Raw genomic sequence first — 20,761 nt, 5'->3', positions numbered from 1 at the left:
ACATGGACAAGGCCGGCAAGGTTTGCCGAAGCCCGTTATCATAATCGTTGAGCCTTTCTCTGTCTTGGATTATCAATAGCATCATGGACACTACCTCCCCCTTTTTCGTTCCCCTTCCCGAGCTTGCTGTCATTGAAGCCGTTGGCCCCGACGCGGTTTCATTTTTGCATGGGCAGCTTACACAAGATGTCGAAGGCCTGCCTGATTCCCAGGCTAGGCTTGCCGGTTATTGCACCGCCAAGGGCCGGCTGCTGGCCTCTATGGTCATCTGGAAAGACACCCGCGACGAGGCACCCGTATTGCGCGCACTTGTCAGGCGCGACCTCGCCGAGGCGCTGGTAAAAAGGCTGACCATGTTTGTGTTGCGCGCAAAGGTAAAGCTAAGCATCACTGAACTCGCCGTCTATGGGCATGCCCCACAAGGCCTGAGCTTGCCGGCTGTCGACGCCAGTGCAGCGACGCAATCGTCTGACGATACTGAAGCCACACAAATCGCTGCAAGCACACTGGCACCGCATACCCCCGGTGCTCAGACAGCTTCTTCAGCAGCCGTTTCTGCCATGCAAGATGCCTTTCTGGGCGACACGAACCCGCCCGACGACGCCGCACCGTGGACACTTGTGCGACATGCCGATGCCACCTGGATCGCCGCTCCTGCCAAGGAGGGCAGCGCAACACGCTGGTGGCTGGTTTCAGAACAGGCCAGCGACAAGGCAGAACCTAAGCAGGCCCAATCTGCAGGCCTGGCTAGCGACTCCGATGCTGGCCAGGCCTGGCAGGCGGCAGACATCACTGCTGGGTTGCCTTGGGTGCAAGCCAGCACACAAGACATGTTCATCCCCCAAACACTTAATTTTGACCTGATCGAGGGGGTTAACTTCACCAAGGGGTGCTATCCCGGCCAAGAAGTGGTTGCACGCGCGCATTACCGCGGCACCGTAAAGCGACGCATGGCTTGCGGCGTATTACCAGTGCCTCAAGGCCTGGAGCTTGCCAGTTTGCCCGGTACCGACACCTTCAACGCGGCATCACCCGCCAACCCCTGCGGCCGCATCATTAATGCAGCCCAGACCAACGGTTTGCTGTATGTGTTGATGGAAGTCCAACTGGCTGACCTGGGCCAGGCCGATTTCAGGCTGGGAGCCGCTGATGGCCCCAGCATCCGTGAACACGCCTTGCCATACCAGCTTGCAGCGATCGCTTAGCGCACATCGCCAGCCGCCAACGGTTACAGGCTGGGGCAGCTGATCGCCCCAGTGCCCACAACCAATCCCTGCCGTAAAGGCATGCTGCAAACGCTTAGTGCACGTTCCAAGGTCACGGCCTAGGTACGACAATATCTGTCACTCACTAAAGCGCACGTAGGTAGTTAATGTCTACCCTCTCACAATACACCCGTGGGAGGCGTCCGTACACAAGGCCCCGCATACGGCAAGCAGCCGGTTGCTGGCCTAACCAGTGAGCCTAGCCTTATCAAGGCTGCTTCAGCCAGAATCAGGCTGGCCCGATATCTACTTTTTATACAGATTCAAAATACTGGAGAAATCCAGCCCGCCATTTCCCTGGCTGCTATGTATTGAATACAGATTGCGGGCCAGCTCACCCAACGGTGTAGCTGAACGCGTATTTAATGCCGACTCGGCCGCCAGACCAAGGTCTTTCAGCATTAGGTCAACCCCGAATCCGCCCGAGTAGCTCTTGGATGCTGGCGCATTTTCCATGACACCGGGCCAGGGGTTGTACAGTTCTGTGGCCCAGTTACGCCCCGAGCTCTTTGCAATAATATCGGACAACACCTTAGGATCCAGCCCATTTGCGACACCCAGTGCCAGGGCTTCAGAGGTGCCCGCCATTAAAATGCCCAACAGCATGTTGTTGCAGATCTTGGCCACTTGCCCCGCACCTGCCGCACCTGCATGGAAAATATTCTTGCCCATTTTTTCCAGGTAAGGCATGGCCGCTTCAAGATCCGCCTCGGTGCCACCAACGATAAACGTTAACGTGCCGGCCACAGCCCCGCCTGTGCCACCCGAGACCGGCGCATCAATCATGCGTACACCCTTGGCGGCAGCCGCTTCAGCCACTTTACGGGCAGAAACGGCAGCAATGGTGCTGCACTCCATCACTAGGGTACCGGCGGCAATGTGCTGCAGCAGCCCGGTCTCGCCCAGGTAAAGGCCTTCAACATGTTTACTGGCTGGCAGCATGGTTACTACCGCATCAACGCCTTTGACGGCAGCCTGTGCCGACTCGGCAGCACTGGCACCTGCGTCAGTCAGCGTTTTGACGGCGCTTGGCACCAGGTCAAATACAGACAGCGTATGCCCGGCTTTGAGCAGATTGAGTGCCATGGGCGCACCCATATGCCCCAGCCCGATAAATGCAATATGACTCATTTTTTGTCTCCTGTGTACGTTAAATTTTGTATAGTTTGCTTCTTAATTCTTATACGCTCAGCGAATTTTCACACGCTAAGCGCGGGCAGGTTTCCAACTCGCACCCCTATGCTATGGAGGCAGCAGGCACCGAGCACACTGCCCTTAACCAGCAAGGCTAAAACGGATGCCGCCTGATCACTGCAGGGCTACAACCCGATTACGAGCTAACTTTAACTTTGCTCGTACCCAGGTCGGCCAGCGGATGATCGGCCGGATCGCCCCAGGGTGCTTCGAAGAAGCGCTGCACCCATTCGTGGGTGGCTTCGCCCGAAGTTGCCGGATTCCATTTTGGTTGTTTGTCTTTATCGATGATGAGCGCTCGAATGCCTTCTTGCAAGTCACCCTTGACACCACATTGCAGCGATACGATGTACTCTTCGCGAAACACATCAGCCAGCGACATTAGCTTAACCCGTCGCAGCAACGTAAAGCTCAGTCGCGCCGAACCAGGCGAGCCCGCCCCAAACGTTTTAGCAGCGCGTTGCAACCAAGGGTCATCATGCTCCGCCCAGCTGGCAATGCTTGCACACACGGCGTCAAAGTCTGCATCACCGCAGGCCTGGCGTATTAATGAAAAATGCGTCTGCAGCGGCCCTGGCTCGGTCGAAAGCTCGGAGCCTAAGGTCCCCAGCAACTGATGCAACACATGACTGTTTTGGGTGCTATCGTCAGACCACACCGTTTCTTCCATTTGCCCTATAAGCGTGTCCCAGCCACCGGTATCAAGCTGATAGTCAGCCAGGCCCAGGGCCAGGCAGTCACTTGCACCCAGTTGGGCGCCAGTAAGTGCCATAAACACACCCACACCATCAGGCAGGCGCGAAAGCATCCATGTGCCGCCCACATCGGGAAACAGGCCTATAGAGATTTCAGGCATGGCATAACGTGTGGTTTCTGTGACGACGCGATGGCTGGCACCCATGATCAGACCCACGCCGCCGCCCATCACAATACCGCTACCCCAGCACAGCAAAGGCTTGGGATAAGTATGTATCTGATAGTCGAGCCGGTACTCAACATCGAAAAACTCACGGGCGTAGGCATTGTTCCAGGCGTCACCGGTGGTGTTGTCGAGTATGCCTTTATACATACCCTGCAGATCACCACCCGCACAAAACGCCCTGTCGCCAGCTGCATTTAGCACAACCACCCCGATGCTATCGTCGTCTTGCCAGGCTGTCAGTTGTGCGGCAAGCGCTTCGCACATTTCGAGAGTCAGACTGTTGAGCGTTTGCGGGCTGTTAAGCGTGGCAATGCCGATTTTTTTGCTGCCGGCTGTGTCCAGAATCTGGAATTGCACCTGGGAAGTCATCGAATGTCTGCTCCTTTGTCCAAAATTTGCCGTGCCAAAATAACACGCATGATTTCATTAGTACCCTCGAGAATCTGATGTACACGGGTGTCGCGTACCAGGCGCTCAAGCGGGTAATCTTTCAGATAGCCATAGCCCCCATAGATTTGCTGCGCGTCCAGACAAACCTGAAAGCACAAGTCGGTGGCAAGCCGCTTGGCCATCGCGCAGTAGGAGCCTGCCTGCGGGTCGCCCTCGTCAAGCCGGGCAGCCGCCAGCCGCACCATTTGGCGCGACGCCACAATATGAGTAAGCATGTCAGTCAGCTTGAACTGTAACGCCTGAAAGCTTGCCAGAGCCTGGCCAAACTGCTTTCGTTCGCCCATATAGCGGCGTGCGGCATCGTAGGCACCCTGGGCCGCACCCACCGAGCACGTAGCAATGTTGATGCGCCCGCCGTCCAGCCCTTTCATGGCAAACTTAAACCCTTCGCCCTCTTTACCCAGCAGGTGGTCGGCCGGCACTTCGACATTATCAAAAGTAATAGACCGCGTTGACTGGCTGTTCCAGCCCATTTTTTCTTCTTTGCGACCATAGGTAATGCCCGCCGTGTCTGCCGGTACGACAAATGCGGATATACCGCTGGCACCTGGGCCGCCCGTGCGCGCCATGACGACCAGCACATCGGTATCACCTGCCCCCGAGATAAACGCCTTTGCGCCGTTAAGTATGTAGGCATTGCCGCGTTTTTCGGCGCGGGTGCTGAGCGACGCGGCGTCTGAGCCTGAGCCGGGTTCAGTAAGGCAGTATGAAGCCAGCTTTTCGCCGCTGGCCAGTAAGGGCCCCCACGCGTCGCGAACGGCAACTGTAGCCCACGAGCCTATCATCCACGTTGCCATATTGTGTATGGTCAAAAACGCCGTGGTTGACGGGTCATAGGCGGCCATTTCCTCAAACACCAATGTGGCATCAAGGCGAGGCAACCCAAGGCCACCAATGGACTCAGGCGCGTAAATGGCGCAAAACCCCATTTCACCCGCACGGGCAAAGGTCTCTTTAGGAAAGATGCCTTCTGCGTCCCAGCGGGCCGCATTGGGCTCCAGCTCACCAACGGCAAAATCGCGGGCGGCCTGTGCAAAAGCCTGTTGTTCGTCGCTAAGGCGAAAATCCATTTTTTTTGTCTCCTTGTGCCAGCAGTCGGGGCTGCCGTATACGTGCTATTTAACGAATGCCGTTAACCATAGCGCGTTTGCAGCGCGTGTTTTGTCATGTTTGCGACAATCGGTTTTGTTTATGCTGGGCGCGCCGCCGCCGCGACTCCATGGGGTCGAAATTAAGCGGGCGATAAATTTCAATACGATCACCATCGAGCAGCTGGCGTTCTGGCGCACACGCCTTGCCGTATATGCCGACGACCAATGCTTGCCGCGAGTACTGTGGGTGGCAATCAAAAAAGCCGCTTTCTGAAATAGCCTGCCCTACCGTCGTGCCAAATGCCAGGCTCAGGCTTTTTTGCCAGATGCCAGCGGCTGTTACTGCAGTGTACGCGTCAGCTGGCGCCGATGCATACACCACGGTTACGGATATACGTTTATTCACCGTAGACCACTTGCGCGCGGTGCGTAAACGAGTCAATGAAACTGGTTGCGATGCGGTTGAAAATGGGGCCGACCACGGCTGCGAGCGCCCGACTGGCGAATGCGTACTCCATGGTATAGGCTACTTTGCAGGCATCGGCGCTGAGTTCATGAAACGCCCAGGTACCCTTGAGCTGTGAGAATGGCCCGTCGACCAGATTGACAGTAATAAGGTTGGGGTAGTCATGTTCGTTGCGAGTGGTAAAGGTTTGCTTGATACCCGCCAGGCTGATCGTAATCGAAGCCTCCATGCCGCGTTCATCGTGCTGATGCACAACCGTGCCGCCGCACCACGGCAAAAACTCGGGATATCGGGCCACATCGGCCACCAGGTCGAACATTTGGGCCTTACTGTAGGGCACCAGAACAGATCTTTCTACTTTATGCATGCATGAGAGTTGGTTAGTCGATAGAATGTACTGATTTTACCGTTTATGGCCGTTTCAGATTCATGAGCATCGTTGACAACCGAAAAGCATCCCACGACTACTTCATCGAAGACCGCTTCGAAGCGGGCCTCGTGCTTGAAGGATGGGAAGTAAAAGCCATACGTGCAGGGCATGTACAGCTTAAAGAAGCCTACGTCATCGTTCGCGATGGCGAACTGTGGATTATAGGCATGCACATCAGCCCGCTATCCACGGCATCCACGCATATTCACCCCAATGCCACCCGCACCCGCAAACTGCTGCTGCGTGCCGAAGAGATCAGCAAGCTCATTGGCAAGGTAGAGCAGCGTGGCTATACGCTGGTGCCTCTTAACCTGCACTACAAAAACGGGCGCATCAAACTCGATTTTGGTCTTGGGCGCGGCAAAAAGCTGCACGACAAGCGTGACACGTCGCGCGACAAAGACTGGCAGCGTGAAAAAGAGCGCATCATGAAGCACGATACGCGCGCAAAGCCGCAGTAGGCTGATCGCAAACGGCCGTGTATGGCCTGCTCTTCGTCTTAAGCCATTAACCGCCATGCACACGGGAAAGACAAGTTTTCCGTTCTGTGCATAAGCATGGGCACGCGCAGGCGTGGTCGGTCTTCGGTCGCAGGGCTTCGCTCTTTCGCCTTCGGTCGTGGGGCGTGAGTTGTGCCTGGCACACCGCACAGCAGGCAGTGCTGCATTGGTGGCCAGATTTGGCTGTCAAACGCGACTACGCAAATGCCAAACGCGGCTACGCAAACTTGTGCAGTATTCCTACCGTCTGACTTAGCTTATTTTCTTGTCAAGAAAAGGGGGAATTTCGGCCTGCTACTTGTTGCTTGTTTCTTGCTGCTTGCCGCGTATTGCGCGTTTTATGCTGCGTGCTGTATAGCTTTGGCGTAAAGGCCATCAATACACGTCAAACCCTTCAATTTCAAGCAACGTGACCTTGCGATCAAGGCCACCAGAATAGCCATTGAGTCGGCCCGTGCCCGACAGTACACGGTGACAGGGCACCATGATGCTAATGGGGTTTTGCCCGACCGCCTTGCCCACTGCCCGGCTGTGCTGTCGCGTAAGCCCGGCAGCCACGGCCACATCGCCGTAGGACACATACTGGCCGTACGGAATAGTCAACAGCGCCTCCCAAACCCGTTTTTGCAACGACGAGCCCTGCAACAACATGGGGACGGTAAACACTTCACGCCTACCCTCAAAATACGCCTGCAACTGACTGTGCACCTCACAGAACATGTCATGCGTCGCCGCCGGGGTGTTGTCTTGCAAGGGCACAATAGCCCCCTGCTTTACGGCAAACGGTTTATCAGGCGTCTCACCGCAGGTTCGCAGCATATTTTCACGGCTGAACAGGTCATGGTTAAGGTCGCGGCGGCGTATCTTGAAATCTTTTATGGGCATGCCCGCATGCATGCCTGAGCTCGGGCCCGAACCATCGGCCTTGCCAGACTGACCAGCGATTGCCCCATTCATGCCCGTACGCACCGCCGTCTCACAGGGCACGTTGCCCTCTTTTCCCGCCTCAGCGGCTTCAAACATATCAATGGTCGAAGATCGGTCGAGCCCATCAATTACCGGGCAATCACTTTGCCCGATAAAGTACAGGCCGGTCAGCTGATCACGCTCGGCACTCAGTAAAATCGGACCCAACAGCGAAATAAATTGAGCATGTAATGCCACCTCTGTAACTCCCGTCATGGCGCGGCAACGGGTACACCCCGCAAGCCGGCCTTATCAATGCAATTTCACGCGGGGCGCACCCCGTTTCATCAGCAAGCGCCCAAGTGCCAGCGATGCGGTGCGCACCGGACCCAACACGGCCTTGTGATGCAGTAGATGCAGGCTCATGTACATGAACCGCGCCAGCAACCCTTCAACAAACCAGCTTTTGCCCGACAGCACCCCCATCAAACTCCCCACCCCGCGACTGTGCCCTACTGACACCAGTGAACCGTAGTCTTTGAATTTGAAGACAGTGTCCGGCTCGGGCTGACCAGCAATACGCGACTTGATAAGTTTGAGCATAAAACTGGCCTGCTGGTGCGCCACTTGCGCACGCGCCGGCAAGTAGCCCTCTTGGCCCAGCCATGGGGCCTGCGCGCAGTCACCTATCGCGAAAATATCGGCGTCTTGGGTGCGAAGCTGTGCATCAACCACTAATTGCTGGATACGGTTGGTTTCAAGACCAAGCCCGGTCAGAAACAGCGGAGCCTGGATGCCCGCTGCCCAAACACACAAATCAGCGGGGTAACGCCCTCCCTCGCTGTCGATCAGGTGTTTTTCTTCAACCGCAGCAACGCGTACTGACGTATAAACGGTGACGCCGCGTTCTTCAAGCAGCGAGCGCGCAGCCGTGGACATTTTTGGAGGTAGATTGGACAGAATGCGATCAGCCCCTTCAAGCAAGGCTATATGGCAGTCATGGCCTGGATCAAGCTGGTCAAGCCCGTAATAGGTAAAGCTGGCGTAAGCCTCAAGCAGCTCAGCAGCCAGCTCAACGCCGGTTGCTCCTCCACCCACGATAGCAATGTTTATAGGCCTGCCTTCACCCATCGCCTTGTTTCGGTTGGCCATGCTGAGCGCATGCAGCAGCTTTAAGCGAAAACGCTCAGCCTGCTCGGTAGAATCAAGTGCGGTGGCATATTGGGCGGCGCCCGGTGTTCCGAAAAAATTTGACTTGCTGCCTACTGCCATCACCAAGGTGTCGTACGCAAGCACGCGCTCAGGCAACACCTCATCGCCTGTGTCGGCATGAACTGGCCCTATCGTTATGTGTTTGCCGGCACGATCCAGGCTCTGCAGCGCCCCATGCACAAACGAGAAGCCGCAGTCTTTGGCCAGCATAAAATACGAAAGCCCTTCGCGGTGTATATCGAGTGTGCCTGCGGCAACCTCATGCAACGATGGCTTCCAGATATGGGTGTCATCTTTGTCGACCAAAAATACATGCCTGGGCCCGTATTGCCGGCCCAGATTAGCCGCCAGTTCGAGGCCGCCGGCGCCTCCGCCGACAATGACTACACGGTGTAATGGTTGCGTCATTACGCACCTAGCCCTTGGAAGTAGAAGTTGATATTAAAACACGAGGTTTCGCGGTTGCACGCCCTTTGCGGCACACAGATCAAACGCATGACGCGGCCGAATATTACCGCACCTTGGGCGTTTATCTCCCCACAAACGCTGGTTTTTGGTGTTCAATACCAAACATGACAATCCGCCACGCCTCACCCGACGCCATTGAATCGCCTTATGCGTGGGCGCGGCTATTTGTTTCGCTGCTTATTATGACGATAGGCAGTTCTGGCATGTATACGATTACCGTCGTATTGCCACAAATTGAAACCGAGTTTTCGGTAAGTCGGGGCGACGCATCCCTGCCCTATATGCTGACGATGATAGGCTTTGGCCTGGGTTCGGTGCTCATGGGCCGCTTTGCCGATATGTTCGGCATTTTTCGCACCATTATCTTTGGCGCGGTGTGTCTGGGCGGCGGGTATTGGATGGCGGGTGCTGCACAAAGCCTGCTGGCTTTTTCCATAGCCCAGGCTTTGCTTATCGGCATTGGTGCAGCGGGCAGTTTCACACCACTGGTTGCCGACACGTCACAATGGTTTTATCGGCGTCGTGGCATAGCGGTGGCTATTTGTATGAGCGGCAACTACCTGGCAGGTACGCTTTGGCCACCCGTCGTACAGCATTTTATTGAATCAGCAGGCTGGCGCCTGACCTATCAAGGTACAGGTCTGTTCTGCCTGGTCAGCATGCTTGCGTTGTCCTGGATGTGCAGGCTTCGTCCACCTGTAAGCAGCACAGGCCTTAAAACGCACAGCAATGGCCCAATTCGTCGTTTCGCCCAGGAAGCCGCCAGCTCAAACCCGGCACGACCGCTAGGCTTTAGCCCCAGTGCTCTGCAGGCACTGTTATGCGTTGCAGGCGTTGCGTGCTGTGTAGCCATGGCCATGCCTCAGGTGCATATCGTGGCCTATTGTATGGATCTGGGTTTTGGCGCGGCACGCGGCGCACAAATGCTGTCACTGATGTTGGGTCTGGGCATAATCAGTCGCCTGGGCTCAGGCTGGATCTCCGACCATATTGGCGGCCTGCGCACGCTTTTGCTTGGTTCCGCATTACAGGGTCTGGCGCTATGCATGTTTCTGGCAGGCAACGGCCTGGTCTCGCTTTATGTAATCTCAGGCATGTTTGGTTTGTTTCAGGGCGGCATCGTGCCCGCCTATGCACTGGTTGTACGTGAGTATTTTTCGCCGCGCGAAGCCGGTGCCCGCGTGGGCGTCGTACTCATGGCCACGCTATTTGGCATGGCTCTGGGCGGCTGGATGTCAGGGGTTATCTATGACGCCAGTGGCTCGTACAAGGCCGCCTTCATCAACGGTATAGGTTGGAACCTGCTCAATGCCAGCATCATGATGATGCTGATCTACCGTGCACGGCGCGGCCTGCAGCGCACCGAAGGCCTGGCGCAGGCGTAACCGCGCCAACCACATCACTTTTTCAGCCCAGAAGAGGCTCGGTCGCACGGGCGCGACCCCGGCCGGGCATGCAGGCCCGGCCTTTCTCGTCCTCACGCGATGTGCGCAGTGCACATCGCTTCCTGGGCACCAAAAAAAAGATTGGCCGTCTTTCGACAGCCAATCTTTGTATTCGGTGGTGCCCAGGAGAGGACTCGAACCTCCACACCTTGCGGCACATGGACCTGAACCATGCGCGTCTACCAATTCCGCCACCTGGGCACTGCATGCTTAGCATGGTAACTAGACCATATTTTCGCATCAATCTCTCTAACAAGAGAGGCGCAATCATAACAGAGTCTAAAAGATTTTTCGGGCCAAGCGATAAATATTTTCGTTCACCACTAATCACCGTTGCTAACACCAGTTAGTTAGCGGGCACTTCGGGTTTATCCTTATGAAAATTTGTTTTCATATCGATTACATTCATGTAAATTCATTATCCTAAAATCACGCCACTTCACACCAGCCCCAAGGCCTTTCACTACTTTGAACTCGCACCTTTCATCCGCGCATGCCGAGCCCGTAACGATTGCCGGGAGGATCTCAAGCACGATGTCGACCCTTAGTGCGTCACATCGACGCATGGCCGACTACGTGCTTGCACATCCATTCAAAGTGGCCATGATGACCATCGACGAGTTTGCGCAAGAATGCCAAGTGTCGATTGCCACGGCTAACCGTTTCGCACGGGCACTTGGGCTGCCAGGCTATGCGCAATTCCGGGCCGAGCTTGCACGCGGCTTCGAAGAAAACCTGAAGCCTGTGGAGCGCCTGCGCCTGGAGCGAGGCAAGGCCGCCTCAGCCGCTGATATCTTCGCCGCGTCAATCTATGAAGATCAGCGCAATTCAGAGCTCACACGCATGTCCCTGAGTGCAGAGCAATGCGAACGTGCTGTACAGGCAGTCCTGGACGCCAAACGCGTTTTCATTATTGGTTTCGGATCCAGCGGCTTCCTGGCTGGCCTGCTTCAGCGCGGTCTCAGCCTTCACTGCGCCATGGTCGAGTCATTGGCGGGCCCGGGAGGCGTCTCCCATGCAGCGCGCGAACTTTCACGTATTGGGTCCGACGACCTGGTCATTGCCATTGCCTTCCCGCGTTATTTGGCCGACACCATTACATTGGTCAGGGCGGCCAAAAGCAAGGGCGTTGCTGTACTCGCTATAACCGATAAACCTTCGTCGCCACTCGCACCGCTGGCCGATATTTGCTTGTATGCACACAGCCAGCGCCAGCTGCTGTCCAACTCCGAAACTGCGGTGTTGGGCATGATCGAAGCACTGTCTGCTGCTGTTGCCCACAAATCCTCGCATTCCGTTACTGCGGCTGCCTTGCTCACCGAGTCGGTGATGCCCTGGCTGATTCATGGAGAAAGAAAGAATGATTAAGCCTGTGTTGGCGATACATGGCGGCGCTGGTGCCATTGCCCGCGCCCAGATAACACCTGAAACACGTAAGCAGTATGAAGACGCGTTGCGCCACGCTCTGGCTGGTGGCGAGCGCGTGCTCACAGAGGGTGGGCTCGCGCTGGACGCTGTCGCTGAAGCTGTGCGCCTGCTTGAAGAGTGCCCTTTATTTAACGCAGGGCATGGCGCCGTTTTTACCCGTGACGCAGAACATGAGCTAGATGCCGCAATCATGGATGGGCAGACACTGCGCTGTGGCTCTGTTGCAAACGTCAGAACGGTGCGCAACCCTATTCTCGCTGCGCGAGCCGTCATGGATCACAGCCCTCATGTTTTCTTCGTTGGCCAAAATGCCGACGCATTTGCCCGCGCCCAAGGTCTGGCGTGCGTAGATCCAACTTTCTTTTCCACAACAGAACGACGTGAGCAGCTTGAGGCGGCACAACGATCGGGAAGTGAAACCATTATTCTGGATCATGATTCGGCGGTATCGAACACATTTGGTCAGACAGCAGCGCCAATCGACGAAAGCAACAAAATGGGCACAGTAGGAGCCGTAGCGCTCGACAGCTATGGCAATCTCGCCGCTGCCACCTCCACAGGCGGCATGACAAACAAATGGCCAGGGCGCATCGGTGACAGCCCCATCATCGGGGCCGGTTGCTACGCAAACAATAAAACGTGCGCGGTCTCCACGACAGGCAAGGGAGAAGCGTTCATACGGGCCGTTGCTGCCTACGACGTTTCTGCACAAATGGAATATGCGGGCCACTCGCTAGAGCAGGCAACAAATCAGTTGATACACAGCAAATTACCTGCGATGGACGGTGCGGGTGGACTGATCGCTATTGATGCCCAAGGCAATATAGCCATGCCTTTCAATACCGAGGGCATGTATCGCGCCTATGTAGTGTCGGGTCAGACGCCGTTCGTAGCCATACACCGGTAATTAAAACTTTGCAGTGCAGGCGGAGTTTGGCGGGCCATGACCCCTGCTATGTGCTTTCCGCCCTGTAGAAAACTATTCTTATGGATGAACTGGGTTAATGACGGCAGCAAATACCTCTAACCTCTCGCTGGAAGAAAATCGCGTATTGCGCGTTGATGACTTGAGCGTGCAGTTTAAGAGTGCAGAACGCACGCTGGACGCGGTTAAGCATCTGTCTTTTCATGTAGACCGTGGTGAAACGCTGGCTATCGTAGGGGAATCTGGTTCCGGCAAGTCAGTAACGTCGCTGGCACTGATGCGACTCGTCCATTACGGTGGCGGCCACCTGTTAGGCGGCACTATGTTGCTGTCCCGGCGAAATGGTCAGGTCATTAACCTGGCCACTGCAAAGGGGGCTCAGCTGCGTGCCGTACGCGGTGCAGATATGGCGATGATTTTTCAGGAGCCCATGACGTCGCTCAATCCCATATTTACGGTTGGGGACCAGATCGCCGAAACACTATGCCTGCATCAGGGCATGAGCATGCGCAAGGCCTTGGCCGAAGCCTTGCGCATGCTTGATCTGGTGCGTATTCCTGATGCCAAAAACGTGCTTGGGCGTTATCCCCACCAGTTATCTGGTGGCATGCGACAACGTGTCATGATTGCCATGGCACTGGCATGCAAGCCAGCCTTGCTGATTGCAGACGAGCCGACTACAGCCCTTGATGTCACGATACAGGCGCAGATACTTCAGTTAATCCGGGAGCTGCAGCGTGAGATGAACATGGGCGTCATCTTCATTACTCATGACATGGGTGTTGTTGCTGAGGTGGCGGATCGCGTACTGGTCATGCTGCGCGGCGACAAAGTTGAATCAGGCCCTGCCCAACAGATTTTTGATCAACCCACCCATCCCTACACGCGCGCATTGCTGGCTGCGGTTCCAAGACTGGGCTCCATGCGTGGAACTGATGCACCAGAACATTTCCCGGTGCTGTCCGCGACAGCCAGTGACGCAGAAGCGGCAATCTATGCCACGGCACAACGCGACGAGTATGCAGCACGGCAGAAAAATACAGGTTCAGGCGCAAGTACAGATGCAAGCACAGACGCAGGTACAGGTACCAACACAGGCACAGGCACGAACACAGGCAGGAGTACCAACCCAGACACGAGCGCAGACAGCAGCAGTACAGGCACGGGCACCAACGCAGACATCGGGACCGACTTCATCCAGCCTAAAAGCGTAGTTGGCCACATCAGCGCAGCCACAATGCAGCGAGGCGAGCCGATACTGCGGGTGCGCGAACTGTGTACACGGTTCGATATCCGTACCGGTATCTTCAGTCGTGTAACGCGACGCGTGCATGCCGTCGAAAAAGTCAGTTTCGACCTGTACCCGGGAGAAACACTTGCACTCGTGGGTGAGTCGGGTTGTGGCAAGTCAACAACCGGTCGATCCTTGCTAAGGCTGGTTGAAAGCCAGAGCGGCGAAATTGAGTTTCAGGGCCAGCAAATCACCCAGATGCGCGGCCCGGACTTGCAGACTTTACGTCGAAACATACAGTTTATTTTTCAGGATCCCTTTGCATCACTTGATCCGCGTATGACCGTAGGCTATTCAATTGTCGAACCATTACTAATTCATAAAGTGATGTCGCCAAGCCAGGCCAGAGAACGTATGACATGGCTGCTGGATAAGGTCGGCCTGCCGCCCGACGCGGCACAACGCTATCCACACGAATTCTCAGGCGGCCAGCGCCAGCGTATATGCATCGCCAGGGCACTTTCGCTCAACCCCAAGGTTGTCATCGCAGACGAGTCCGTTTCTGCGCTTGATGTCTCCATACAGGCCCAGATCGTGAACCTGCTCATGGATCTGCAGCGCGAGATGGGCATTGCCTTTCTCTTTATCTCGCACGACATGGCGGTGGTCGAGCGTATCAGCCATCGTGTTGCCGTGATGTACCTGGGCCAGATCGTTGAGATCGGACCCAGACGTTCAATATTTGAAAACCCGCAGCATCCGTATACCAAGAAACTGATGGCAGCAGTGCCCATCGCGGACCCCTCGCGCCGTCACCTCGACCGGAAACTACTGGTCGGAGAAGTTCCCAGCCCAATAAGAAGCGTTGGCGACGAACCCGTCGTCCTGCCTTTGATTGAAGTAACGGCTGGTCATTATGTAGCACACCATTAACCCGATGCTTTTTTAGTTGTTTGGAGGACCAAGCATGAAACACTTCAAGATCAAAAATTCGATACTGGCATTAAGCTTCGCCGCAGGTATATTCGGTGCATTGCCAGTTATGGCAAATGAAGACGTGACCGTAGCGGTTGAAATTGCCCTGGATTCACTCGATCCCTACAACACCAACTCTACACTCGCGCAAGCAGTTGGAAAAAGCTACTACGAAGGCTTGTTTCAGTTCGACAAAGACCTTAAAGTGCAGCCCCTGCTCGCTGAAAGCGCTCAACCTAGCGACGATGGCTTAAGCTACACGATTAAGCTGCGTGATGGCGTTAAGTTTCAGGATGGCACAGACTTTAACGCAGAGGCGGTCAAGGTCAATCTGGACCGTGTGCTGGACAAATCCAACGGTCTGGCTCGCTACAACCAGTTCAGCCGTATTGAAAAGGTCGACGTAATCGACCCGCTCACGGTCAAGATCACGCTGAAAGAGCCGTTCTCCGCTTTCGTTAACGCGCTGGCCCATCCGTCGGCCATGATGATTTCACCGACAGCCCTCAAAAAATGGGGTAAGGACATTACCTTTCATCCTGTCGGCACCGGGCCTTTCGAGTTTGTTGACTGGAAGCCGGCTGAATACGTAAAGGTCAAGAAGTTCGATGGGTATTGGAACAAAGGCTACCCAAAGATTGACACACTGACATTCCGCACCGTAACGGACAACAACACGCGGGCAGCGATGGTGCAAACTGGCGAAGCGCAGTTTGCCTACCCCCTGCCCTTTGAGCAGGCAAAGCTTCTCGAGAAGAACGACAAACTTGAGGTTGTGGCGGCACCGTCTATCATCGCACGCTATATCTCGATGAACATGCTGCACAAGCCCTTTGATGATGTGCGCGTTCGCCAAGCCATTAATTATGCAATTAACAAAGAAGCACTGGCCAAAGTGGCCTTCGCCGGTTACGCCTTCCCGTCGCAAGGGGTGGTTCCACAAGGGGTCGCCTATGCCAAGAAGATGGACCCCTGGCCTTATGATGTAAAAAAGGCGAAAGAGCTTCTGAAAGAGGCTGGCTACCCTGATGGTTTCTCAAGCACTCTGTGGTCTGCCTATAACGATGGCACTTCAGCCAAAGTCGTGCAGTTCTTGCAGCAGCAATTAGGCCAGGTTGGCATCAAGGTGTCGGTCGAGCTGCTGGAGTCTGGCCAGCGTGTTCAGCGCGTGCAGTCAGCCAAAGACCCCGAGACTGCACCAGTACGTATGTATTATGCAGGCTGGTCTGCATCTACAGGCGAAGCAGACTGGGCAATACGCCCCTTGCTGACAACCAGTGGTTGGCCGCCTGTATTTAATAATACGGCGTATTACTCGAACAAGAAGGTTGACGATGCCGTTGAAAATGCATTGCTGACAACAGACGAAGCCAAGAAACAAGCGCTTTACGACACCGCCCAGGATCAAATCTGGAACGATGCGCCGTGGGCATTTCTTACCACCATCAAACTTCTGTCAGTACACAGCAAGAAGTTGACGGGTTTCAATGTCATGCCCGATGGGTCTTTTCAGTTTCAAGACGTAGATCTTAACCCCTGATACGGGACTCTTGCGCGGCTACCCCAATCTGAAAAAGGGGTGGCCGCGCTCAGCACTACCATGATCACATACATCATCAAACGACTGCTCGGCATGATCCCAACACTGATTCTGGTTGCAGTGGTGGTTTTTCTGTTCGTGCATGCTTTGCCTGGCGACCCCGCCAGGCTCGCCGCCGGCCCCGAGGCCGATCAGGCAACAATAGAGGTGGTGCGCCACAAGCTCGGCCTTGATCTGCCCCTGCCTCAACAGTTTATTCATTACGTAGAACGATTGCTGCATGGTGATTTGGGCAATTCGCTGCGTACGCGACGTCCCGTGGCCACTGAGATCGGTGAACGCTTCATGCCCACGATGCTGCTAACGCTTACCAGCATGGTCTGGGCAGTTGTGTTTGGCCTCGTGGTTGGCGTCATCTCAGCTGTGTGGCGCAACCGCTTGCCGGATCACATCGGGATGACAGCCGCAGTCTCGGGTATTTCATTTCCTGCTTTTGCGCTGGGCATGGTCCTGATGCAGATATTCTCTGTGCAGCTCGGATGGTTTCCTACGGTTGGAGCAGGAAGCTGGCTGCATTATGTGCTGCCCTCCATTACTCTGGGTGCCGGTGTGGCCGCCGTTATGGCACGCTTTACACGAGCGGCCTTCATCGAAGTGATGCAGGAAGATTATGTCCGCACGGCACGTGCCAAGGGGCTCGCCGAACGGGTTGTTATTATTAAGCATACGTTTCGCAATGCCCTCATTCCCGTCGTCACAATGATGGGACTGCAGTTTGGGTTTCTCCTGGGCGGCTCCATTGTCGTCGAAGCCGTGTTTGCCTGGCCGGGCATGGGTAGTCTTCTGATCGATGCTGTCAACATGCGTGACTACCCTGTTATTCAGGGGCTGATTCTGCTGTTTTCGCTCGAATTCATCGTCATCAATCTGGTCGTCGATGTGCTGTACGGCCTGATCAATCCAACCATACGCTACAAATAGTTGCCCGCCATGACACCAACCGCCTCCATAAGCCCTGCGTCCACTCAGTCTGACGCGCCTGTGCGCACTCCGATGCGGGAGTTCTGGCGTAAATTCCGCAAGCAAAAGCTGGCAATGTGGGCAGGCGTCTTCGTGCTGCTGCTGATATTGCTGGCCATTTTCGCACCCTTGATTACGCCCTACGACGCCGAAAACTATTTCGACTACGACTTTCTGAACAGCCCCCCTTCGTGGATGCACTGGATGGGCGTAGATTCGTTAGGTCGCGATATCTTTAGCCGGGTACTTATGGGGTCCCGTATTTCGCTGGCAGCAGGCTTTGTATCCGTGGCGATGGGAGCGCTGGTTGGCACGGTTATGGGGTTGCTTGCTGGCTATTATGAAGGCTGGTGGGATCGTATCACCATGCGTGTGTCAGATGTGTTGCTGGCTTTCCCAGGCATTCTTCTGGCGATTGGGGTTGTTGCGGTACTGGGCTCGAGCATGGTGAACGTTATTATTGCCGTTGCCGTGTTCAGCGTACCGGCATTTGCACGACTCGTACGCGGCAGTACCCTGGCGATTAAAAGCATGACCTATATCGAGGCCATGCGCAGCATAGGGGCCTCAGATGCGGTCATTATATTTCGCCATATTCTTCCGGGTACGATCTCCCCTATTGTGGTGTACGGCACCATGCGCATTGGCACCTCCATAATCACCGCGGCCAGCTTGTCATTTCTTGGCATGGGTGCACAACCGCCTACGCCCGAATGGGGCGCCATGCTCAACGAGGCGCGCTCCGACATGCTGCTGGCACCGCATGTGGCAATTTTTCCAGCTCTGGCAATATTTTTAACAGTGCTCGCTTTTAATCTGTTGGGTGACGGCTTGCGCGATGCGCTGGATCCAAAAATAGATCGATGACCGTATCCCCTTATGAAAAATAGCAATTCTTTTGAAGCGCCTCGCGTCGGACGTTTGCCTTTGGGCAAGCGCAATAGCATAAGCGACGTACAAGGTGTAACCGTGGGCCATGCTACGCTCTGTGACGGCAATATCCAGACCGGCGTTACCGTCATTCGTCCTCACGACGGCGATCTTTTTCTGGAAAAAACTCCCGCCGCAGCATGCATCATCAATGGCTTTGGCAAAAGCGTTGGATTAATACAGGTACATGAACTGGGTGTCGTCGAAACGCCAATTGCGCTAACCAACACGTTTTCAGTTGGCCAGATCGCTACGGCGCAACTGCGTCAGGCCATCGCGCAGCATCCGCAGATTGGCCGCGAATGGCCAACAGCCAACCCGCTGGTGCTCGAATGCAATGATGGCTATCTAAACGATATCCAGGCATTTTCGGTTAACGAAACACACTATCACGAAGCCTGCCTCAACACCGCGCCCAATTTCCAACAAGGGGCCGTAGGTGCTGGCCGCGGTATGTCAAGTTTTCACCTCAAGGGCGGAATCGGCTCAGCCTCCCGCATTGCAGCGTGCACCGATGGCCAATACACGGTTGGCGCATTGGTTCTTGCCAATTTTGGCCGGCTGTCCAATTTAATAGTCGCTGGGCAGCCACTAGGCGCTGATCTGGCGGCCAAGCTATTCGCGAGAGCGCCAGATGATTTGCGAGAACAAGACAAGGGCTCCATTATCATTGTGCTGGCGACAGACGCGCCGCTGGACACGCGCCAGCTTGGTCGGGTGTCCAAACGTGCAGCCGCGGGCCTTGCGCGCACAGGTTCCGTCTATGGACATGGCAGCGGTGACATCGCACTGGCTTTTAGTAACGCATATCGCATCCCTGCCCTGGCTTCCCAACCTATGCCCGCACTTGCCATGCTGCATGAAACTGAGCTTGATGCTTTATTTGAAGCCACTGCCGAAGCAACAGAACAGGCGATTGTTAACGCGCTGTGGTCTGCCGCCACAGTAACAGGCCGGGACGGGCACCGACGCAGAGCTATCACTGAGCTGTTGCCGAACTGGCGCGCACACCTCGCTGTAAAACCATGAGTACATTCTTCTGCATAAGCCATAGGCCACGGGCCATAAACCATAAGCTACAAGCTACCAGCTACCAGCCGTAGACCATAGGCTACAAGCTATAAGCCATGAGCTACAAACTACAAGCCACAAGCCCTAAGCCTGGCTTACGGCCCCGGTTCACTACGACCGAATTTCATCAATCGCGTACGTCTTGCATCCTATTTCCATCATCTTTTGAAGCCAACTATGAAAATCCTTGTTTCTGTCGATATTGAAGGCATTGCAGGCGTTACGCACGCTGAGCAAGTGCGCAGCGGCAACCCTGAATACGAACGGGCCCGCAAGTGGATGACGGCTGAAGCCGACGCCGCTATACGGGGGGCATTTGATGGCGGTGCCACAGAAGTGTTCGTTAATGACTCACACGGAGGCTTTCGCAATCTGCTGCTCGATCACTTGGACGAACGCGTGCAGAGTATTACCGGCAAGCCGCGCTATCTGGGCATGATGTCAGGCTTGGAGCAAAAATGTGATGCGGTATTTCTCGTCGGGTACCACTCAGGAGCTGGCACGCGCGGCGTGCTGGCCCATACCATCAATAGTTTCGCGTTCAGACGTGTCGCCGTAAACGGAATCGAGCTCAATGAGGCGGGGCTTTACGGAGCGCTGGCAGGTGAAATGGGCGTGCCTGTTGCGCTTATGACAGGCGATGATGTTTTCATCGCCGAAACACAACAACAATTTCCGGGCGCGTTGGCGGTGCAGACTAAACAAGCGCACGGGCAGGCTAGCTGTGTATCGCTGTCGCCAGTGCATGCCTGCAGCTTGATACGCAAGGCCGCCGCCGAGGCGATGTCGTTGATTTCATCTCTGCAGCCCTACCGTCTACCTGGCAATACCTTCAGCTGTGATCTCGCTACGCAAACCAGCGGGCAAGCAGATTTGTTTTGCCAGTTGCCCATGCTAAAGCGACTCGATGCAACCTCTTTATCTTTTGACGCCAATAGTATGGAACACATCATACGCATGCTGAACAGCCTGTCTGCCATGTCTTTCATGCTGCGATAAAGTGAACCTATAGCGCAAACTTGCAAATACCATCCGGGCACACTGTAAAGCTAAGCTACAGAGCAAGCTTACAGGCACCACCGTGAGCACATTGTTGCCCTGGGCAGATAAAACCTCTGCGGCTGTCTGAATAGGTCGTTTGCATACCGACGCGAGCTGATGCCGCTTGCGCGTGCCCCACCATCCCACGCAACACTTACCCATAAAAAACACCCCAAACACTGGAAGAGAAATCCGGGGTTTGGGGTGTGATGTACTACGTGAGGCTTTGTGCAGCCTGCCTGCAGAGCGAT

18 protein-coding genes and 1 tRNA gene are annotated in these 20,761 nt (G+C 55.3%); 11 read left to right on the top strand and 8 right to left on the bottom strand.

The window, feature by feature from the left end; translation table 11 throughout:
- Nucleotides 1-83 precede the first annotated feature (83 nt).
- The gene (locus tag FQ179_RS03960; protein ID WP_149395955.1) at nucleotides 84-1,205 is read left to right on the top strand and encodes a folate-binding protein YgfZ; all 1,122 of its coding nucleotides are present in this window, start codon (nucleotides 84-86) and stop codon (nucleotides 1,203-1,205) included.
- A gap of 306 nt (nucleotides 1,206-1,511) precedes the next feature.
- Here the strand turns inward: FQ179_RS03960 and mmsB are convergent, their stop codons facing one another.
- From mmsB to FQ179_RS03935, 5 genes are all read right to left on the bottom strand, one after another.
- Nucleotides 1,512-2,396, bottom strand: coding sequence for a 3-hydroxyisobutyrate dehydrogenase (gene mmsB, locus FQ179_RS03955; protein WP_149395954.1), 885 nt, complete (start codon nucleotides 2,394-2,396; stop codon nucleotides 1,512-1,514).
- Nucleotides 2,397-2,595: 199 nt separating this feature from the next.
- On the bottom strand, nucleotides 2,596-3,750 hold the full coding sequence (locus FQ179_RS03950) for an enoyl-CoA hydratase/isomerase family protein (RefSeq protein ID WP_149395953.1): 1,155 nt from the start codon (nucleotides 3,748-3,750) through the stop codon (nucleotides 2,596-2,598).
- Complete coding sequence (locus tag FQ179_RS03945) at nucleotides 3,747-4,901, bottom strand: acyl-CoA dehydrogenase family protein (protein ID WP_149395952.1); 1,155 nt, start codon at nucleotides 4,899-4,901, stop codon at nucleotides 3,747-3,749. The genes FQ179_RS03950 and FQ179_RS03945 overlap by 4 nt, the downstream gene beginning before the upstream one ends.
- A gap of 94 nt (nucleotides 4,902-4,995) precedes the next feature.
- The gene (locus FQ179_RS03940; protein WP_255474821.1) at nucleotides 4,996-5,328 is read right to left on the bottom strand and encodes an RnfH family protein; all 333 of its coding nucleotides are present in this window, start codon (nucleotides 5,326-5,328) and stop codon (nucleotides 4,996-4,998) included.
- On the bottom strand, nucleotides 5,321-5,755 hold the full coding sequence (locus tag FQ179_RS03935; RefSeq protein ID WP_149395951.1) for a type II toxin-antitoxin system RatA family toxin: 435 nt from the start codon (nucleotides 5,753-5,755) through the stop codon (nucleotides 5,321-5,323). The genes FQ179_RS03940 and FQ179_RS03935 overlap by 8 nt, the downstream gene beginning before the upstream one ends.
- A gap of 62 nt (nucleotides 5,756-5,817) precedes the next feature.
- On the opposite strand from FQ179_RS03935, the gene smpB reads away from it, so the two are divergent.
- Nucleotides 5,818-6,279, top strand: coding sequence for an SsrA-binding protein SmpB (gene smpB / locus FQ179_RS03930; protein WP_149395950.1), 462 nt, complete (start codon nucleotides 5,818-5,820; stop codon nucleotides 6,277-6,279).
- Between the two features lie 414 nt (nucleotides 6,280-6,693).
- Here smpB and FQ179_RS03925 read toward each other — a convergent pair whose 3' ends face one another.
- Both FQ179_RS03925 and FQ179_RS03920 read right to left on the bottom strand, forming a co-directional pair.
- Nucleotides 6,694-7,500, bottom strand: coding sequence for a methylated-DNA--[protein]-cysteine S-methyltransferase (locus FQ179_RS03925; protein WP_149395949.1), 807 nt, complete (start codon nucleotides 7,498-7,500; stop codon nucleotides 6,694-6,696).
- A gap of 36 nt (nucleotides 7,501-7,536) precedes the next feature.
- Entirely contained in the window at nucleotides 7,537-8,844 is a 1,308-nt protein-coding gene (locus FQ179_RS03920; RefSeq protein WP_149395948.1) for an NAD(P)/FAD-dependent oxidoreductase, read from the bottom strand.
- Nucleotides 8,845-9,008: 164 nt separating this feature from the next.
- Between FQ179_RS03920 and FQ179_RS03915 the strand changes: the two genes are divergently transcribed.
- Nucleotides 9,009-10,289: an MFS transporter gene (locus FQ179_RS03915; RefSeq protein ID WP_149395947.1), complete on the top strand. Its 1,281-nt coding sequence runs from the start codon at nucleotides 9,009-9,011 to the stop codon at nucleotides 10,287-10,289.
- Nucleotides 10,290-10,465: 176 nt separating this feature from the next.
- Here FQ179_RS03915 and FQ179_RS03910 read toward each other — a convergent pair.
- A tRNA-Leu gene (locus FQ179_RS03910) sits at nucleotides 10,466-10,550 on the bottom strand.
- A gap of 267 nt (nucleotides 10,551-10,817) precedes the next feature.
- Between FQ179_RS03910 and FQ179_RS03905 the strand changes: the two genes are divergently transcribed.
- The 8 genes from FQ179_RS03905 (at nucleotide 10,818) to FQ179_RS03870 (ending at nucleotide 20,468) form a co-directional block, all read left to right on the top strand.
- Nucleotides 10,818-11,717: a MurR/RpiR family transcriptional regulator gene (locus FQ179_RS03905; RefSeq protein WP_370459832.1), complete on the top strand. Its 900-nt coding sequence runs from the start codon at nucleotides 10,818-10,820 to the stop codon at nucleotides 11,715-11,717.
- Nucleotides 11,710-12,684 (top strand): isoaspartyl peptidase/L-asparaginase family protein, encoded by a 975-nt coding sequence (locus FQ179_RS03900; RefSeq protein WP_149395945.1) that lies wholly within the window; start codon nucleotides 11,710-11,712, stop codon nucleotides 12,682-12,684. The genes FQ179_RS03905 and FQ179_RS03900 overlap by 8 nt, the downstream gene beginning before the upstream one ends.
- Before the next feature lie 97 nt (nucleotides 12,685-12,781).
- Entirely contained in the window at nucleotides 12,782-14,866 is a 2,085-nt protein-coding gene (locus tag FQ179_RS03895) for a dipeptide ABC transporter ATP-binding protein (RefSeq protein ID WP_149395944.1), read from the top strand.
- 34 nt (nucleotides 14,867-14,900) lie between these two features.
- Entirely contained in the window at nucleotides 14,901-16,448 is a 1,548-nt protein-coding gene (gsiB, locus tag FQ179_RS03890; protein ID WP_149395943.1) for a glutathione ABC transporter substrate-binding protein GsiB, read from the top strand.
- Between the two features lie 60 nt (nucleotides 16,449-16,508).
- The gene (gsiC, locus tag FQ179_RS03885) at nucleotides 16,509-17,429 is read left to right on the top strand and encodes a glutathione ABC transporter permease GsiC (RefSeq protein ID WP_149395942.1); all 921 of its coding nucleotides are present in this window, start codon (nucleotides 16,509-16,511) and stop codon (nucleotides 17,427-17,429) included.
- A gap of 9 nt (nucleotides 17,430-17,438) precedes the next feature.
- Nucleotides 17,439-18,335, top strand: a complete 897-nt coding sequence (gene gsiD, locus FQ179_RS03880) for a glutathione ABC transporter permease GsiD (RefSeq protein ID WP_149395941.1) — start codon at nucleotides 17,439-17,441, stop codon at nucleotides 18,333-18,335.
- A gap of 12 nt (nucleotides 18,336-18,347) precedes the next feature.
- Entirely contained in the window at nucleotides 18,348-19,427 is a 1,080-nt protein-coding gene (locus tag FQ179_RS03875) for a P1 family peptidase (protein WP_149395940.1), read from the top strand.
- A gap of 219 nt (nucleotides 19,428-19,646) precedes the next feature.
- Nucleotides 19,647-20,468, top strand: coding sequence for a M55 family metallopeptidase (locus tag FQ179_RS03870; protein ID WP_149395939.1), 822 nt, complete (start codon nucleotides 19,647-19,649; stop codon nucleotides 20,466-20,468).
- The last annotated feature ends 293 nt before the right edge of the window (nucleotides 20,469-20,761 follow it).

The organism is Pusillimonas sp. ANT_WB101 (assembly GCF_008369125.1).
Taxonomy (GTDB): domain Bacteria; phylum Pseudomonadota; class Gammaproteobacteria; order Burkholderiales; family Burkholderiaceae_B; genus Allopusillimonas.
Note: the sequence above shows the minus strand (reverse complement) of the source record. Positions and strands in the feature narration are given on the sequence as shown.

What these genes read in the sequence shown, in the direction of transcription:
- gsiC (WP_149395942.1), top strand. Translation starts at nt 16,509, where the DNA reads ATGATCACATACATCATCAAACGACTGCTCGGCATGATCCCAACACTG.
- FQ179_RS03925 (WP_149395949.1), bottom strand. Translation starts at nt 7,500, where the DNA reads ATGACGGGAGTTACAGAGGTGGCATTACATGCTCAATTTATTTCGCTG.
- FQ179_RS03915 (WP_149395947.1), top strand. Translation starts at nt 9,009, where the DNA reads ATGACAATCCGCCACGCCTCACCCGACGCCATTGAATCGCCTTATGCG.
- mmsB (WP_149395954.1), bottom strand. Translation starts at nt 2,396, where the DNA reads ATGAGTCATATTGCATTTATCGGGCTGGGGCATATGGGTGCGCCCATG.
- smpB (WP_149395950.1), top strand. Translation starts at nt 5,818, where the DNA reads ATGAGCATCGTTGACAACCGAAAAGCATCCCACGACTACTTCATCGAA.
- gsiB (WP_149395943.1), top strand. Translation starts at nt 14,901, where the DNA reads ATGAAACACTTCAAGATCAAAAATTCGATACTGGCATTAAGCTTCGCC.
- FQ179_RS03900 (WP_149395945.1), top strand. Translation starts at nt 11,710, where the DNA reads ATGATTAAGCCTGTGTTGGCGATACATGGCGGCGCTGGTGCCATTGCC.
- FQ179_RS03950 (WP_149395953.1), bottom strand. Translation starts at nt 3,750, where the DNA reads ATGACTTCCCAGGTGCAATTCCAGATTCTGGACACAGCCGGCAGCAAA.
- FQ179_RS03895 (WP_149395944.1), top strand. Translation starts at nt 12,782, where the DNA reads ATGACGGCAGCAAATACCTCTAACCTCTCGCTGGAAGAAAATCGCGTA.
- FQ179_RS03935 (WP_149395951.1), bottom strand. Translation starts at nt 5,755, where the DNA reads ATGCATAAAGTAGAAAGATCTGTTCTGGTGCCCTACAGTAAGGCCCAA.
- FQ179_RS03875 (WP_149395940.1), top strand. Translation starts at nt 18,348, where the DNA reads ATGAAAAATAGCAATTCTTTTGAAGCGCCTCGCGTCGGACGTTTGCCT.
- FQ179_RS03870 (WP_149395939.1), top strand. Translation starts at nt 19,647, where the DNA reads ATGAAAATCCTTGTTTCTGTCGATATTGAAGGCATTGCAGGCGTTACG.
- gsiD (WP_149395941.1), top strand. Translation starts at nt 17,439, where the DNA reads ATGACACCAACCGCCTCCATAAGCCCTGCGTCCACTCAGTCTGACGCG.
- FQ179_RS03945 (WP_149395952.1), bottom strand. Translation starts at nt 4,901, where the DNA reads ATGGATTTTCGCCTTAGCGACGAACAACAGGCTTTTGCACAGGCCGCC.
- FQ179_RS03960 (WP_149395955.1), top strand. Translation starts at nt 84, where the DNA reads ATGGACACTACCTCCCCCTTTTTCGTTCCCCTTCCCGAGCTTGCTGTC.
- FQ179_RS03920 (WP_149395948.1), bottom strand. Translation starts at nt 8,844, where the DNA reads ATGACGCAACCATTACACCGTGTAGTCATTGTCGGCGGAGGCGCCGGC.